The following is a 13,607-nucleotide window of genomic DNA, read 5'->3' as shown; positions in this document are numbered from 1 at the left end:
AGTTGATGTATCAACATAGTGGGAAGGCTGATCGCGATGCAGTTCGGCATCTTCACTGTCGGTGATGTCGCCATGGACCCGGCCACGGGCCGTACGCCGACCGAGCACGAGCGGCTCAAGGTGATGGTCGCCATCGCACAGAAGGCCGAGGAAGTGGGCCTGGACGTGTTCGCGACCGGCGAGCATCACAACCGGCCGTTCGTGCCATCGTCGCCGACCACGATGCTGGGCTGGATCACCGCCCGGACCGAGCGCATCATCCTGTCCACCTCCACCACGCTGATCACCACGAACGACCCGGTGAAGATCGCGGAGGACTTCGCGATGCTCCAGCACCTGGCCGACGGCCGGGTGGACCTGATGATGGGCCGCGGCAACACCGGCCCGGTCTATCCGTGGTTCGGCAAGGACATCCGCGACGGGATCAGCCTCGCCGTCGAGAACTACGCCCTGCTCGCCGCCTGTGGCGCGAGGACGTCGTCGACTGGGAGGGGAAGTTCCGTACGCCGCTCCAGGGGTTCACCTCCACCCCGCGGCCGCTGGACGGCGTACCGCCGTTCGTCTGGCACGGCAGCATTCGGTCACCGGAGATTGCCGAGCAGGCCGCCTACTACGGCGACGGGTTCTTCCACAACAACATCTTCTGGCCGAAGGAACACACCGGGAAGATGATCGACCTGTACCGGGAGCGGTACGCGCACTACGGTCACGGCAGCGCCGAGCAGGCGATTGTCGGTCTCGGCGGTCACGTCTACATGCGCCGCAACTCCCAGGACGCCCTACGCGAGTTCCGCCCGGTCTTCGACCGCTCACCGGTGATGGGCGGCGGGATGTCCATGGAGGAGTACATGGAGGAGACCCCGCTCACCGTCGGCACCCCGGAGCAGGTCATCGAAAAGACGCTCAGCTTCCGCGACTACGCCGGTGACTACCAGCGCCAGCTGTTCATGGTGGACGGCGGCGGAGTCCCGCTCAAGACGGTGCTGGAGCAGATCGACATGCTCGGTGCGGAGGTGGTCCCGGTACTGCGCAAGGAGTTCGCTGTCGGCCGACCGGCCGACGTGCCTGAGGCCCCCACCCACGCCTCGCTGCTCTCCGGCCTCGCGCAGGGGCCGACAGGAAGGGAGTTTCAATGACCGACGGCTTCGACAACCTCAACGGCCACCCGGCGCGGGCAGGAGTGGCGCCCGACCGCTGGGCCAGTGCTCTGCACCTGTTCGACAACGGCGTCGGCGTGCCGCACGAGGAGGGCGTCCTCGAACGCTGGGAGAGAGCCCAACTGCTCTTCGAGGCCCGGGACTACATCGCCGCCGCCCGTCTCCTCGCTGCCGTCGTTGAGGAGGTCCCGGAACAGACCGGTCCCCGGCTGCTGCTGGCCCGTGCCTATTACCACTCCGCGCAACTGGGGCGCGCCAAGGAGCAGTTGCATCAGGTCATCGACCGCGACCCGGTGGAGCACTACGCCCATCTGATGCTGGGCCGCACCCTGGAACGCCAGGGGCGTGGCGACGAGGCGGCGCCCTGGCTGCGGATGGCCGCCGCCTTCTCGGGTGAGCTGCCCGCCCACGCCTGAAGCAGCGGGCACGCGGAAGAGGGGCACCGGTCGATCCGGTGCCCCTCCGTCATGTTCTGCGGCCTGGTCGGGCTGGATGAGAGTGGTGCGTGTCCCATGCCGCCGAAATGCGACTGGGTTGACATATCAACAAAGCTGGCGAAGGATAGCTGTTGATGTATCAACTGTAGGAGGTTGCCGTGAACTCACTCAGCACCGCGCAGGCCGGCGGGACCTCGCTGTCGTCCGTGGTGAACCAGCAGGTCACCGCTGTCATGCCGCTGTGGCGGGCGGCTGAGATATTCGGCCTGAACCCGGCACCGGCCGCCGGTGAGGCCTGCGGGCATGGCATGGATCGCGTCAGTGGAGCGCTCCGGTGAGTTCGCTGACCGCCTGCACCGCACGACGAGGGAGAGCACCACGGAACCTGCGGCACGCAGTGGTGGGCCTGACGGCGGCCGCGCTCGTGTACGTCGTTCTCCTCGTGGCCTTCGCGGGCAAGCAACCCTTCCCCGCCGTCGGTTTCGCGTCCTCCGGCGCCGAGCACCTGCGCCCTTGGGCGGCCGGGTTCGCGGACAGCGCCGCGGCGTTCGGACACGACGCGGGGCAAGGCCTCGCCTGGATCCACACCGTGGCCCAGTGGCCGCTGCTGGCGCTGGCCCTTCTCTGGCTGGCCCGCCGGGATCCGGCCGTCTACGCACGCCTTGCTCTAGCGCTGCTGCTGACCGCCATGGGCGGTCTGACCGCATTCGCCGTGTCGCACAGCTGGCCGGACCGCGAGGCATCCCTCGTCCATGACTACCTGGCCCTGCCCGGCGTCGGCACGAGCGCGTATGTGCTGGTCGCGCTGGGGGTGATCGCCGCAGGCACGCGGCCACACGTCCGGGCTGCCGTGCTGCTGCTCGCCCTCGCCACGGTCGCGGCCTCGGTACTGGCCACGGACCGTCACCTGCACGGCGTACTGCTTGCCGCGGGCGCCCCGCTCCTGGCGTGGTACGCGGCCGGGCCGTTCCTCGACCGGCACGACGCCCGGCGCGGCAGGAAGGGACACGTGACTCCGACCGCGTCCCGGGCCGAGCCGTCGCGGTCCTGGACCGCCGCGGAGTCCGCGCCGGTGCGGCTGAGGGGCTGACGGCCATGAACGTCGATGCTCTGATCGAGGCCGCCGGATGGTGGTCGTACGTCATCGTGTTCGCCATGACGGCCGCGGAGACCAGCGCCTTCCTGGGCCTGCTGGTGCCCGGCGAAACCGCCATCCTCCTTGCGTCCGCGATCGCGGGGCGGGGCGACCTGAACGTGCTGCTGCTCGCGACTCTGGTGGTGGCCGGCGGGGTGACCGGCGACAACCTGGGCTATGCGCTGGGCCGCCGGTGCAAGCGACGCCCGCATGCGCGACTCGCCCGCCGTATCCGGCCCGGCAACGGGATGCGACGGGCGCAGGACTTGCTGCTGCGGCACGGCGGCATGGCCGTGCTCGCGGGCCGGTTCATTGGCTTCGTCCGCACCTTCCTGCCCTTCGCCGCAGGGGCTTCCGGCATGCCGTACCGCCGGTTCTTCTTCTTCAGCACGCTCGCGTCGCTGGTCTGGGGCGTCGGCAATGTGCTCCTCGGCTACTTCGCCGGGGCGGCCGTCACCGAGGTGCTCCACTCGGTGGGCCCGATCGCCGTTGTCGGGCTCGCCGCCGCGGGGGCTGTGGTCCTCATCGTCGTACGACTGCACAGGCGCCGTCGCCGCGCCGTGCGGGGCAGGACAACGGTGGTGGCGTCGGCTGGAGCGACGCAGACCTCCGTGCAGGAACCACTGCACATGCTCACGTATTCACAGGAAAGGTGACTCATGGGATTCGAGGGTGCTGAGCTGGCGGTGGTGCCGCTGGACTCGAAACAGGCCGAGGCCGCGACCACCGCCGGTGCGAAGGCCGCCAATCTAAGTAGTGCTTCGTTAGATTGTGGGCTGTCTGCGGCTGCTCCGAGGGCGGGGCAGGGGGCGTCCGCAGGTGGTGCAGGTACCGGTCCAGCACCTCAGCAGGTCCTGAAGAACGTCGAGGACCTGGTAGAGAGTTAGGCCGGTGTGCGGACTTTTGGGTCGAGCCGCCGGAGGGTGAGGAATGCCTGAGCGGCGGTGACGAGGGTGACGTGGTGGTGCCAGCCGCGCCAGGTGCGGCCCTCGAAGTGGTCCAGCCCGAGGCCATGCTTGAGCTCGCGGTAGTCATGCTCGATCCGCTAGCGCATCTTCGCCCACCGCACCAGGTCAGCGACCGGAGTGGTGGCGGGCAGGTTCGATATCCAGTAGTCCGTCGGAGTGTCCTGGCCGTCCGGCCATTCGACGAGGAGTGTCTGGACGGGCAGGACGCCGTCCCACTCAACACTGGATGCCGCCCGAGCAACACGCCACCGCAGCACACTTCTGGGGCTCCAATTCCCCCAGATGGCAGATGCTGCCTCCGCTCTCACGTCCGGTGCGGCGTTGCAGTCGTCGGTGGCGGTCCATGCCTGGGTGAGCCGGACGAGTTCGTCGTACTGGTAGCACTGGGTCTCAAGGGCTGCGGTGGCGCCCAGGCGCGTGGTGACCTGCTTGGTGACGTTGCCTGCCAGGTCGTGGGTGTAGTTCTGCTCGTCAACCTTCGCCGGCGCGCCTTCGCCGGCGCGGCGGAGCGCGTCACCAGCTGGTCGGTGAGTGCTCCTGTGTGGGGGTCGTACGTGTTGGTGAGGTAGGCGAGGTTCGTGCCCATGCCCAGGGTTTCCTGCAGTACCTGGCCGTAGGCGCTGTAGGTGGTGTTTTGCGCGTAGCCGTAGGAGGGGGTGCCTATTCCGTTGGGCAGGTCCAGGGCGGTGGAGTAGCCGTGGGTGACGATCTCGTTGGGCAGGCCGCCGCCGAGGGGGTACTTGTCGGTGTACAGCAGGCCGGTGTCGGCGCTGTAGGTGTGGCGGAAGGTCTAGGTCTTGCCGCCCAGGGCGCCGTGCACGGCCGGGATGGTGATGGACTGGCCGAGCGATTTACCGAAGGCGTTGAAGGCCAGTTGCTGGGTGGTGTAGGTGTTGCCGGCGTTGTAGGAGGTGGCGGTGGTGTTCTGGCCGATCGCATTGGTGACGCCGGAGACAGCGTTGTCGTTGTCGTAGGTCCAGGCGGCCATCTCGTTGCCGCTCGCGCCCGGAGCCTGTGCGGCCAGTTTGGAGGCGTACTCGTCGGTCTGTCGGTTCAGAACGTCGTACGTGGAGGAGACACGCTCTTACCGCGAGCGTCGGTGGTCTGGGTGAGGTTGCCGACCGCGTCGTAGATCATGCTTGTCGTGCTGGCGTCCGGGTCGGTCTTGGACGTCGCGCGGCCGAGCAGGTCGTAGACGGTGGTCCAGGTGCTGCCCTTGGTGGTGACGGTGCTCTGCTTGCCGTGTCCGTCGTATCCGTAGACGATCGCGTTGAAAATGCCGCCGGAGACGGAGAACAGACCCGTGAAGGTGTTGAGGGGAATGGTGAGCGCCGGCCGGGCGCTGTAGGAGTCGACCTCAGTAGTGCGGCCCAGGGCGTCGGTGCGGGTGGTCTGCACCGTGCCGCCGGTCGGCGGAATGACGGTGGTGGCATCTCCGCTGTAGACGGTGGTGGTCTTCTACTTGAGCACCGAGTACTGCTGGGAGTCGGCGACGACGACGCGGCCCAGGCCGTCGAGGGTGTAGCGGTCTTGATTGGGGATCTGGGAGTCCTGCACCGAGGCTGGCGCCAGGGCAGGGAGGCTGTTGGCGTCCCAGTAGGCGTTGTTCTTCTTCCACACCCAGCCGTGCGAGTCGTAGAACGACTCGGTGATCAGCCGGCCGCCCTGCGGGGTCGGCATCTGGCTCTGCCGCGCCCGGCCCAGTGAGTCGATGAGGGTGTAGGAGGTGACGTAGCCCAGGGAGTCGTTCAGTGTCTGGGTGGTGGTCCCGGACTGGCCGGTCTGGGAGACCGTGTAGGAGTATTTGACGTCGGCGGGGGCGGTGGTGGGCCGGTTGTGCTGCCACACCTCGGTGGTGCGCCCGAGCGCGGCGTAGCGAACTTTCGCGGTGATCCCGTTGGCGTCGGTGGAGGCCACGGTGAGGCCGCGGGTGGGGTGCGTGGTGGTGCTGCTGGTCTGGTTCTTGGCGTTGGTGATCGTGGTGCCGGTGGTCAGGCCGACGCTGTCCACGGTGTAACTGGTGGTGGTCTTGTTGCCCTTGGTGTCGTAGCCGTCCTTGGGGCGGCCGTAGGTGTCGTAGGTGGCGCGGGTCTGGGTCTGCCAGGTGAACGTGCCGCCGCTGTAGCCCGAGGCGTGCCGGGTCATGGTGATCTCGCCCTTGGTGGGCGCGGCTGTCTGCGGGAAGGCGGTGGCGAAGCTGGTGTCGTCGTAGTACGTCCTCGTCGCGGAGACCACCTGGTCGGGGCGGGAGACGCTGGTGGGCGCGGTGAGGGTGTTGAGGGTCTTCGGGACGGTGGCCGGGGTGTTCTGGGTGAAGCCGGCGCAGGCGACCGAGTCGGTCTCCTTGGAGGCTTCCAGCCCGACCAGGTTGGCGGCGCTGTTGGCCTTCGCGTAGGTGATCGCGGTGCACTGGTCGTACGCGGCGTCGGCGGGCAGCGTGTGGGTGTAGCTGTGGGTCAGCAGCTCGAAGTTGTCGTCCGCTGGGGTGTCCTCGTAGGTGTTGTCGGTCTGTGTGACGCGCCAGTTCGTGGTGCTGCCGCCGGTGAGGGCCTGACGGTTCCAGGTTTCGGCGACGTTGGTGGTGCGGGCGGTCAATGCTGGAAGGCCCGGGCGGGCGCGGCTGGCCGTGGCGGCGGAGATCCAGTACGAGGTGACGGCGGAGTGGTCCACGCTGCCGCCGACACCGGTGTAGGCGGTGGTCTCCAGTGCATTGCCCGCCAGCTGGTCGCTGTCGGCGTGCGCCCCGCCCTGGGAGTCGGTCACGTTCACCGAACGGCGGCTGGAGGAGGACAGCCAGTCGTCGTCCATGCCGCGGTAGTAGGAGGTGACCGACTTGGTCTGGGGATCGTTGGCGCCGTCGCCGGTGCGGGTCTCCACACTGGCGTAGCCGCGAAACTGGCCCCAGGCGCGGTACTTGGCCTTGACGAGCTCGTTGTCGTCGTGATGCCAGGCGGCGCCGCCGTTGTAGGTGTAGTTCGTCTTCTTGGCCACCGCGCCGCCGGTGCTGTCGGGCTCCAGCACCTGGGTGACGGCGTACTTCTCGAACCAGTCGGTGATCGGGTTGAGGTAGTCCTTGGGTGGCCAGGACACCGGATAGCAGGACTTCGTGTTGGTCTTCGGGTCAGCCGAGGCCACGTAGCTGGCGGTGCAAGCCTCCGGCAGGTCGTAGCCGATGGAGGTCAGCCCGCCCATCTCGCTGGTGATGCCGGAGATCCGATAGCGGTACAGGCCGGGGAAGTTGGAGGTGTCGACCCGGTTCTTCATGTCCACGCCGGCGAACTTGACGTCCGGCAGTGTGATCGGGGAGGTGGAGCCGCCGGCGGTGGTGTCGTTCCCCTCGTGGGTGATCGAGGCCAGCCACAGTGTGGGCGAGGTGCCGTCACCGGTGGCCGGTTCGGTCTGGTGCAGGGTGTAGGTGTCGATCGCCTGGTACTTGGCGGCCGTCACGCTGTACTGCTGCACCTTGATCGAGGACAGGCGGACGGTGGAGAAGAACGACGGCGAGTGCGCGGGGCAGGTCGCCCCCGATGCGCACACCAGGTCGTAGGGCACGTCCGGGTACTGGCTGGCGGCGGTGCTTGCCGACAGTGGGTCGCATGTTGCGAGAGTGCAGCGGGATGCGGTGGTGAAGACGACCTGGTCGGGCACTGTGCCGTAGGCGCCGCCGTCGCGGAAGCCGTAGTCGATGCGGGCCAGGTAGGAGTCACGGACGTAGGAGACGTTGTGGGCGCCGTTTTCCTCGCCGTAGTAGTTGGTGTTCTGGGCGTAGTAGTACGCCATGGCGTCGGTGTGCGCGTCCACGACGTAGTCGAGGTGCCACTTGTAGGCCATGGTGCACACCGAGGCGCTGAACCCGGAGGAGTCGTAGCAGGGGTCGCCGGAGTGCGCCGAGTACACCGGGACGCTCTCCACCGACTTGGTCGTAGCCTTGCCGGAGGTCCAGCCGGGCAGCTGGTTGCGTCCGAAGTAGTACTGGGTACCGTCCCGCTCGGTCACGATCCAGTAGTCGGTGTTGTAGGTGCCTGAGCCGTTGTTCGAGTTGGTGACGTGCTTGACGGTCGCGCCGTTGTCGTCGGCCAGCTTCCATGTCCCGTTGGTGTCGTCCTTCACCAAGGAGGTGGACGAGCCGTTCAGCGACATGGTCAGGATGGGTCCGTCATAGCAGCGGTCCCCGCTGGACACCGGCGAAGCGCTGCCTCCCGGATTCTCCGAGCAGGAGGTGAAGTTCTGCTCAATGTAGGAATCGGGCGTGGCCCAGCCGTCGCCCACCCAGGAAGCCTGAGCCTGGGTGGAGGACGTCTGTCCGTCCACCGAGCCCGAGTCGTATGCCAGGCCCACGGACGGCTTGAGCGAACCCGACGACGGGGCTGGGGCAATGGGGTAGCTGTAGGTGAAAGCACCCGACGAGCTTCCGCCCGTCCACGAGCCGGACGGCGCCAGCGCGGTCGCATCGTAGCCGCCGGCCGCCCCGGATGCCGTCGAGGCGGTGGCGGTCGCCGCCAGCATCATCGTCTCGGCGCCACCGACTGCCTCCGCCCTGGCCGCCGGTTGAGGGCTGGACCGCGAGGACGACGACGGCCACGCCGAGTTTGCTGGCGTCTTGTTGCGGCAGCACGCGCACCGTGACGCTGTTCGGGCCCTGGTAGGAGCCCTTGGCCGGGTCCAGCGCGCGGGCCCACACCGGGGTGCCGGAGGCCGATGCCTTGGCGCCTTGCTTCGCGCCGGTCTGCGGGATTGCCAGCTTTGCGGTGCCGGTCGCCGCGGCAGGCCAGTGGGCCTTGGCTGGGCGGAAGGCTCGCTTGGTCTGGTCCTTGACCGTCAGCTTGCGCGGTGTGAGTGTCGTGACCCCCTTCACCGGCCGGGTCTGCTGCACTGCCGGGGCGCCTGCAAGATCCTGGGCCTGCGCGGCAGCGGGGACGGTGGTGGGTACGGCCAGGGCCAGCGCCACCATGACGCCGACGGCTCGGTGACGGGCGCTGATACGGCGCACGCTTTGTCTCAGCCATGCTGTCCTGGCCATGATCGATCCCCCCAACTTGCCCCGTAGGCAGGCGTGACGGCGCCACGGTCCGGAGCGGTGACGGCCGCCCGCGCAGATTCCCTGCCTGACGCTTCGTCGCCGCAGGTGCCGCTGGACAAGGCGCGGGCCTCCGCCCAGGCGCAGGCCACCGGCAAGACGGTGGCTGTGGACGCGGCGACGACATCGACGGTGGCCCCGTCGAGGCAAGGGCCTTGGGGCTGAACGTCACCGACAGCACCGCTCCGGACGTGGCCGCCCTGGCGCGGCATGCGTGCAGTCCGCACCGCCCCTGCGACGTCCGGGCGTCATCGCGCAGGCTGGAGCGCAGCATCAGCAAGAACCATGGGTCGCCGCCGGTGCCAGTGGGACATAAATTCTGGTGGGCCGGATGGCTGCCAGACCTGGGCGTGCTCCACGGAGTGGCGCTGATGCCGGGCCGTTCGACGTCCGGTTGGCCGACAGGCGCATCCGTTCAAGGGCTCTTGGTGCCGTAGCATCTGTCCGACACCCGGCTTGACGCCAGCCCCCTCGCGCGCACCCGGGACGGAGCCGTGAGCACCAGCGAGCAGCGAGGAGTCACCGTGACCGTATGCGGGCCCGACGGGGACCGTGGGCCGACCACTCGTACTCCCGAGAACGGGGGTGGCCGGGGCAGGGCCATGACCTTGGCTGGGGCGCTGGCGGCGGCTGAGGCCGCAGCGCCCGTGGAGTCGCTTGACGTGGTCGCGCGCATGCTCAAGGAGCACCTCGGGGCCGTGTCGGTGTCGTTCCTGATCACCGATTTCACCGGCGGCTCGGTCGTACGGTTGGGGGCGGCGGGCAGCGTCGAGACCGATGAGCCCGCTCGGCGCATCACGCTGCTGGGTACCCTGTACGACGACGTGATCCGTAGCCAGCGGCCGAGCGTCGAGGACAAGGGCGAGGGCGCGCTGGTGCGGGTCGTCGCCCCGGTGACCAATCGCGGGGACGCCATCGGGCTCCTCGAACTGTTCCTGCCCGCGACGCCGGGTGCGGAGGTGATGCGGCAGGTTGGTGAGACCGCGCACGCTCTGGCGTACATCGTCATCGCGAACCGGTCCTTCACCGACGTGTACCAATGGGGCCGCCGGACCGTCCCGCTGAGTCTGGCCGCGGAGATCCAGCACCGGCTGCTTCCCGCTTCGTTGGCGTGCGAGGCGGCGCAGTTCGCGGTGGCCGGGGCGCTGGAGCCGGCCGACCATGTCGGGGGCGACACCTTCGACTACGTGATCGACCGGGACACGGTCCAGCTCTCCGTCACCGATGCCATGGGGCACGACGTCGAGGCCGCGCTGCTGGCCACCCTTGCCGTCGGCGCCCTGCGCCGGGCACGGCGGGCCGGTGGCGACCTTGCCGAACAGGCCCGTCAGGCCGACCAGGCCATGCGTAAGCACGGTCGCCAGAGCTACGTCACCGGCCAGCTCCTGCGCATCAGCCTGATCGACGGCAGGACCGAGTTCGTCAACGCCGGGCATCCCTGGCCACTGCGCATGCGGGACGGACAGGTGCGGGAGATCACTCCGAAGATCGATCTGCCGTTCGGCTTCCCTGGCCCTCACACCTACCGGGTTCAGTCGCTGGAGCTGCGAACGGGTGACCGGCTGGTGATGCTGACCGACGGCATGCTGGAGCGCAACGCAGGCAGCCTCGACCTGTCGGACCTGATCGTGCGCACCCGGGCGCTGCATCCCCGCGAGGCTGCCCGCACCCTCATCGCGGCGGTCGTCGACGCCAACCAGGGGCACCTGCAGGACGACGCGACCGTTATGTGCCTGGACTGGCACGGCGTCGGCCCCTCCCAGCGTGACGCCGCCACCGGCGCCGACCTCAGCGACGCCTCCGCCCCATCACGGATGGGGCGGACCACTCGGCGATGACTCAAAACCGCTCCAGTAGCCCGCTTCGGCCGGCCCTTGGGCGGGCAAGCGGGGTGTTCTGCCCCGGGTGACCGCATCACCGGGAAAGGCGCCTGCGCCGACGGCCCAAGCGCAGGCTGAGGAGGACGAAGTCGGCGAGCAGAACCACCACACCGATGACCAGCAGGTAGAACAAGCCCTTCGTCACCACTCCGATGATGCCGACCACGATGGCCAAGATGACCAGCAGGAGGAAGAGAGCCATCCGTGTCACCTCATGGTGGGGAAAGTTGGTGGGGCATCAGCGGCGGGCGAGGCGACGTTCGCCGCCCGCACCCGTTCGGTAGGGCAGCTCGTAGTGCGCGAATACCGCCTTCTCGTCCTCCGCAAGCAGTTCACCGCCCGTGCCGATCGAGGGCGCTTCCTTGACCTGCTTCTTGTCGTAGGCGACCTTCAGATAACCGGGACCGACGGTCGCGCCGCCGAAGGGGACGAACACCAGCCGGTGCCGGGTCGGCAGGCCGATCGTGACCGTCGCGAACGCGGGTTGGTCCGTGGCCGTGTCGACGTAGATCGCCTCCAGGATGCCGATCTTGTGCCGCTCACGGTCGACCACATCGTGGCCGCGCCATTCCCTGATGTCTTCCGCCTCGAACACGGAACCCCTCCGTCACAGGTCAGCTGAAGGACCACTGTCTCGTCCTTCCCTTGCTCTCTCCTTACCTTCCTACGAGGCATCACACCCATGGAGAGCCGAGTGATCACGGCTCGTCGCTCCTCGGCCGATTCGGTCTGGGTCGGCGCTGCTGGTGTTTGCGTACTGCCCGCAGCCGCATCCGGTGACGCGCGCGACGGCCGTGGCGTGGCCGCTGGCGCTGTGCGGGCCGCCGATGGCCAGGGTCATCATGAGTTCGTTGAACGGCTTACGCTGCTGGAAGTCGGTCGCCGGGTCAGGGACTCGTTGTACCGGATGACGCTGCCGACGGCGCGTTTCACCGCCCGGCAGACCTTGGCAGTGAACGTGCCCTGCTCGGGTGACATGCCGGTAGCCGGCCGTTTCCCATGACGAGACGGTGGTAGAGGACCGTCGCGGCATCCCACCAGCGGGCCAGCATGAACCTTTCCGGCGTGACGGGCCCGCCCCGGCTGGCGATGAACGCTTCGGGTTGTCGAGCTTGGCGGCCGCCAAGGCCATCTGGTCCTCGGCGCGCATGAACGCGTCGGAGATCACGTTCTTCTGCCGCCCCTCCGTTGTGGCGTCCGACCGCAGGTCATGGCCTGTGCCTGGGGAGATCCAGTGAGCAGGAATGGGCCACCCAAGTACCGGGTGACCGCTTCCAGGAAGCGCCAATACCGGTCCGTCGCGGCCAGCCCGCGGCAGCGTGTGTGACGAGCGGCGCGAGCCGGAACGTTGTCGTGGTCAGTAGGTGGCAGGGAGATGGCGATGTAGTGAGCGGTGAAGGCTGCCACGGTCAGGGCGTGGAAGACCTCATGCAAGCCGAACCAGCGGGGTGAAGGGTCGGGTCGCTGGATGGTGTAGACGATAGCGCCCGCGCTGTAGAGGAGGCCGCCGACCACAACCAGGGCGAGTACGGCTGCCCCGCCGGCGGGCAGGAAGTCGGGGAGGTAGCGCACCGGTGCCCATCCCAGGGCCAGGTAGCACGGGTGTACAACCAGCGCGGGGCTCCGACCCATAGGACCCGGAAGGCGATGCCGGCCAATGCCCCCGCCCACACGATCCACAGCAGCACGGACCGCTGTTCCGGCGGGGGGAGGAGTATGGCCAGGGGGGTACATGTGCCGGCGGTGATGAGGAAGATGTTGGCGTGGCCGAGCCGTCGCAGAAGAGCCTCGCCGAGCGACCCCCAGGTGCCGCCGTGGTAGATGGCCCTTCGTTGCGAACAGCAGCCAGGCGGTGACCGAGTACACCCCAGCAGGCCATGGCCGCCAGGTTGCGTGGCTGGCTCCACGCCGGAATGGTCCCCGCCGCACTGATCTCGGGCCGTTCGAGGGAGGACGAGGCGCTGTGTCCCGCGATGCTCGGCGACCTGGGCCTTGGGTTCGAGACAGCCGTGCCGCTCACCGTTCACGCACCTTGAACAGCGTGAGGAATCAGCTATGCCCGATCCGTAGCAGTCACCGGGTGTTTGGTGAATCGGTGCCACCAGTGACGGCGCCGGGGATGCACTGCACGGCCCAACCAGAGGCCGAGCAGCAGGTAACCCAGAAGAGCACCTGTGGTGTTGAGCAGAACGTCATCGATGTCGAAGGTACGCCCGATGATCAGGGCTCCTTGGACGAGTTCCACGAGGAGCATCACGAAGGCGGTGACCACCGCCACCCGGACCAGCCCTCGCGTTCGGGGCACCAGCACCGGCAGCAGCACACCGAACGGCACACCCATCACGATATTGCCGCCGAGCTGCTTGACCGTGTCAAGGGACGCGGGCTGGGCTAGATAGGCACGGATGGAGTCACCGGGGCGTAGGTTACTGTGCGTCAACGGCACGGAAGCCGCCGACGGTTCCAGCGTCAACCGGGCCAGCACCACCGCGAACCCCACCATCGCCGCGAAGGCCAACAGCATGGCCATTACCCGGCCGAGCACAGACATGGGAGGTTTTCCGGAAACTCGGTCCCCGAGTTTCGTCGCGGTCTTATCACGCAGGACCATCCGCGCCATTACGATCTCCTAGCCACATTGGTTTGCTTTTGGACGTTCCGATGTCCGCGACGTGAAGCGGCAGGCGCTACGCGGGAGTCCGTCCGGTCCGAAGAAGTCGACGACCGAGGCGGGCACTGGTCACCGACGGACCAGTTGAGTGTGTCATGCTCGCAGCCTCTTCCAACCTCACGAGTTCCGATGCGGGTCTTCTGCGGCATGCGGCGTGACGGAAATGGGCAGCGGTTGTCAGTGGGCTCTACGGTGCCTGGCGTACGGGGCGTCGCTTTGCCTGTGGGGGTGCCTGGGGCGAGGGAATGGAGTGGCCGACCGATCGGGACGAGAGCTGGGCAG

Annotated in this window: 15 protein-coding genes and 2 pseudogenes; 8 read left to right on the top strand and 9 right to left on the bottom strand. The window is 68.1% G+C overall.

Annotated elements, in window-relative coordinates:
- The first annotated feature begins 36 nt into the window (after positions 1–36).
- The 6 genes from ACFWJX_RS40190 (at position 37) to ACFWJX_RS40165 (ending at position 3,385) form a co-directional block, all read left to right on the top strand.
- Positions 37–672 carry an LLM class flavin-dependent oxidoreductase gene (locus ACFWJX_RS40190; protein WP_383251993.1) on the top strand — a complete coding sequence of 212 codons (636 nt, stop codon included), beginning with the start codon at positions 37–39 and terminating at the stop codon, positions 670–672.
- On the top strand, positions 576–1,136 hold the full coding sequence (locus ACFWJX_RS40185; protein ID WP_383252021.1) for an LLM class flavin-dependent oxidoreductase: 561 nt from the start codon (positions 576–578) through the stop codon (positions 1,134–1,136). The genes ACFWJX_RS40190 and ACFWJX_RS40185 overlap by 97 nt, the downstream gene beginning before the upstream one ends.
- Positions 1,133–1,573 carry a tetratricopeptide repeat protein gene (locus tag ACFWJX_RS40180; protein ID WP_383251991.1) on the top strand — a complete coding sequence of 147 codons (441 nt, stop codon included), beginning with the start codon at positions 1,133–1,135 and terminating at the stop codon, positions 1,571–1,573. The genes ACFWJX_RS40185 and ACFWJX_RS40180 overlap by 4 nt, the downstream gene beginning before the upstream one ends.
- A gap of 179 nt (positions 1,574–1,752) precedes the next feature.
- A complete protein-coding gene (locus ACFWJX_RS40175; RefSeq protein ID WP_383251989.1) occupies positions 1,753–1,932 on the top strand; it encodes a hypothetical protein in 180 nt (59 codons plus the stop codon).
- A complete protein-coding gene (locus tag ACFWJX_RS40170; RefSeq protein ID WP_383251987.1) occupies positions 1,929–2,684 on the top strand; it encodes a hypothetical protein in 756 nt (251 codons plus the stop codon). Before ACFWJX_RS40175 ends, ACFWJX_RS40170 begins: the two co-directional genes overlap by 4 nt.
- A gap of 5 nt (positions 2,685–2,689) precedes the next feature.
- Complete coding sequence (locus ACFWJX_RS40165) at positions 2,690–3,385, top strand: DedA family protein (RefSeq protein ID WP_383251984.1); 696 nt, start codon at positions 2,690–2,692, stop codon at positions 3,383–3,385.
- A 227-nt stretch (positions 3,386–3,612) separates the two neighbouring features.
- On the opposite strand, the pseudogene ACFWJX_RS40160 reads toward ACFWJX_RS40165, so the two are convergent.
- From ACFWJX_RS40160 to ACFWJX_RS40140, 5 genes and pseudogenes are all read right to left on the bottom strand, one after another.
- A pseudogene (locus tag ACFWJX_RS40160) lies at positions 3,613–3,942 on the bottom strand (IS701 family transposase); the annotation flags it as partial.
- Between the two features lie 545 nt (positions 3,943–4,487).
- Positions 4,488–4,685, bottom strand: coding sequence for a hypothetical protein (locus ACFWJX_RS40155; protein ID WP_383251982.1), 198 nt, complete (start codon positions 4,683–4,685; stop codon positions 4,488–4,490).
- A 65-nt stretch (positions 4,686–4,750) separates the two neighbouring features.
- Complete coding sequence (locus ACFWJX_RS40150; protein WP_383251980.1) at positions 4,751–5,095, bottom strand: RHS repeat domain-containing protein; 345 nt, start codon at positions 5,093–5,095, stop codon at positions 4,751–4,753.
- 60 nt (positions 5,096–5,155) lie between these two features.
- Positions 5,156–8,008, bottom strand: coding sequence for a hypothetical protein (locus tag ACFWJX_RS40145; protein ID WP_383251978.1), 2,853 nt, complete (start codon positions 8,006–8,008; stop codon positions 5,156–5,158).
- Positions 7,929–8,717, bottom strand: coding sequence for a hypothetical protein (locus ACFWJX_RS40140; RefSeq protein ID WP_383251976.1), 789 nt, complete (start codon positions 8,715–8,717; stop codon positions 7,929–7,931). The genes ACFWJX_RS40145 and ACFWJX_RS40140 overlap by 80 nt, the downstream gene beginning before the upstream one ends.
- A gap of 659 nt (positions 8,718–9,376) precedes the next feature.
- Between ACFWJX_RS40140 and ACFWJX_RS40135 the strand changes: the two genes are divergently transcribed.
- Entirely contained in the window at positions 9,377–10,612 is a 1,236-nt protein-coding gene (locus tag ACFWJX_RS40135; protein WP_383251974.1) for a PP2C family protein-serine/threonine phosphatase, read from the top strand.
- A 76-nt stretch (positions 10,613–10,688) separates the two neighbouring features.
- Here the strand turns inward: ACFWJX_RS40135 and ACFWJX_RS40130 are convergent, their stop codons facing one another.
- Together ACFWJX_RS40130 and ACFWJX_RS40125 are read right to left on the bottom strand one after the other, a co-directional pair.
- A complete protein-coding gene (locus ACFWJX_RS40130) occupies positions 10,689–10,856 on the bottom strand; it encodes a hypothetical protein (protein WP_383251972.1) in 168 nt (55 codons plus the stop codon).
- 36 nt (positions 10,857–10,892) lie between these two features.
- Positions 10,893–11,249, bottom strand: coding sequence for a PRC-barrel domain-containing protein (locus ACFWJX_RS40125; protein WP_383251970.1), 357 nt, complete (start codon positions 11,247–11,249; stop codon positions 10,893–10,895).
- Positions 11,250–11,348: 99 nt separating this feature from the next.
- On the opposite strand from ACFWJX_RS40125, the gene ACFWJX_RS40120 reads away from it, so the two are divergent.
- Positions 11,349–11,657: a hypothetical protein gene (locus tag ACFWJX_RS40120; RefSeq protein ID WP_383251968.1), complete on the top strand. Its 309-nt coding sequence runs from the start codon at positions 11,349–11,351 to the stop codon at positions 11,655–11,657.
- Positions 11,658–11,818: 161 nt separating this feature from the next.
- On the opposite strand, the pseudogene ACFWJX_RS40115 reads toward ACFWJX_RS40120, so the two are convergent.
- Positions 11,819–12,561, bottom strand: a pseudogene (locus ACFWJX_RS40115) (hemolysin III family protein).
- Between the two features lie 146 nt (positions 12,562–12,707).
- Complete coding sequence (locus ACFWJX_RS40110; RefSeq protein WP_383251966.1) at positions 12,708–13,274, bottom strand: VanZ family protein; 567 nt, start codon at positions 13,272–13,274, stop codon at positions 12,708–12,710.
- Positions 13,275–13,607 lie beyond the last annotated feature (333 nt).

This window comes from Streptomyces sp. NPDC058335 (assembly GCF_042723915.1).
Classification (GTDB): Bacteria; Actinomycetota; Actinomycetes; order Streptomycetales; family Streptomycetaceae; genus Streptomyces.
This window is presented reverse-complemented; position numbering and strand designations above follow the sequence as displayed.

Coding starts and splice junctions, on each gene's coding strand:
- ACFWJX_RS40190 (WP_383251993.1), top strand. CDS start 37: ATGCAGTTCGGCATCTTCACTGTCGGTGATGTCGCCATGGACCCGGCC.
- ACFWJX_RS40180 (WP_383251991.1), top strand. CDS start 1,133: ATGACCGACGGCTTCGACAACCTCAACGGCCACCCGGCGCGGGCAGGA.
- ACFWJX_RS40165 (WP_383251984.1), top strand. CDS start 2,690: ATGAACGTCGATGCTCTGATCGAGGCCGCCGGATGGTGGTCGTACGTC.
- ACFWJX_RS40155 (WP_383251982.1), bottom strand. CDS start 4,685: ATGGCCGCCTGGACCTACGACAACGACAACGCTGTCTCCGGCGTCACC.
- ACFWJX_RS40140 (WP_383251976.1), bottom strand. CDS start 8,717: ATGGCCAGGACAGCATGGCTGAGACAAAGCGTGCGCCGTATCAGCGCC.
- ACFWJX_RS40135 (WP_383251974.1), top strand. CDS start 9,377: ATGACCTTGGCTGGGGCGCTGGCGGCGGCTGAGGCCGCAGCGCCCGTG.
- ACFWJX_RS40130 (WP_383251972.1), bottom strand. CDS start 10,856: ATGGCTCTCTTCCTCCTGCTGGTCATCTTGGCCATCGTGGTCGGCATC.
- ACFWJX_RS40110 (WP_383251966.1), bottom strand. CDS start 13,274: ATGGCGCGGATGGTCCTGCGTGATAAGACCGCGACGAAACTCGGGGAC.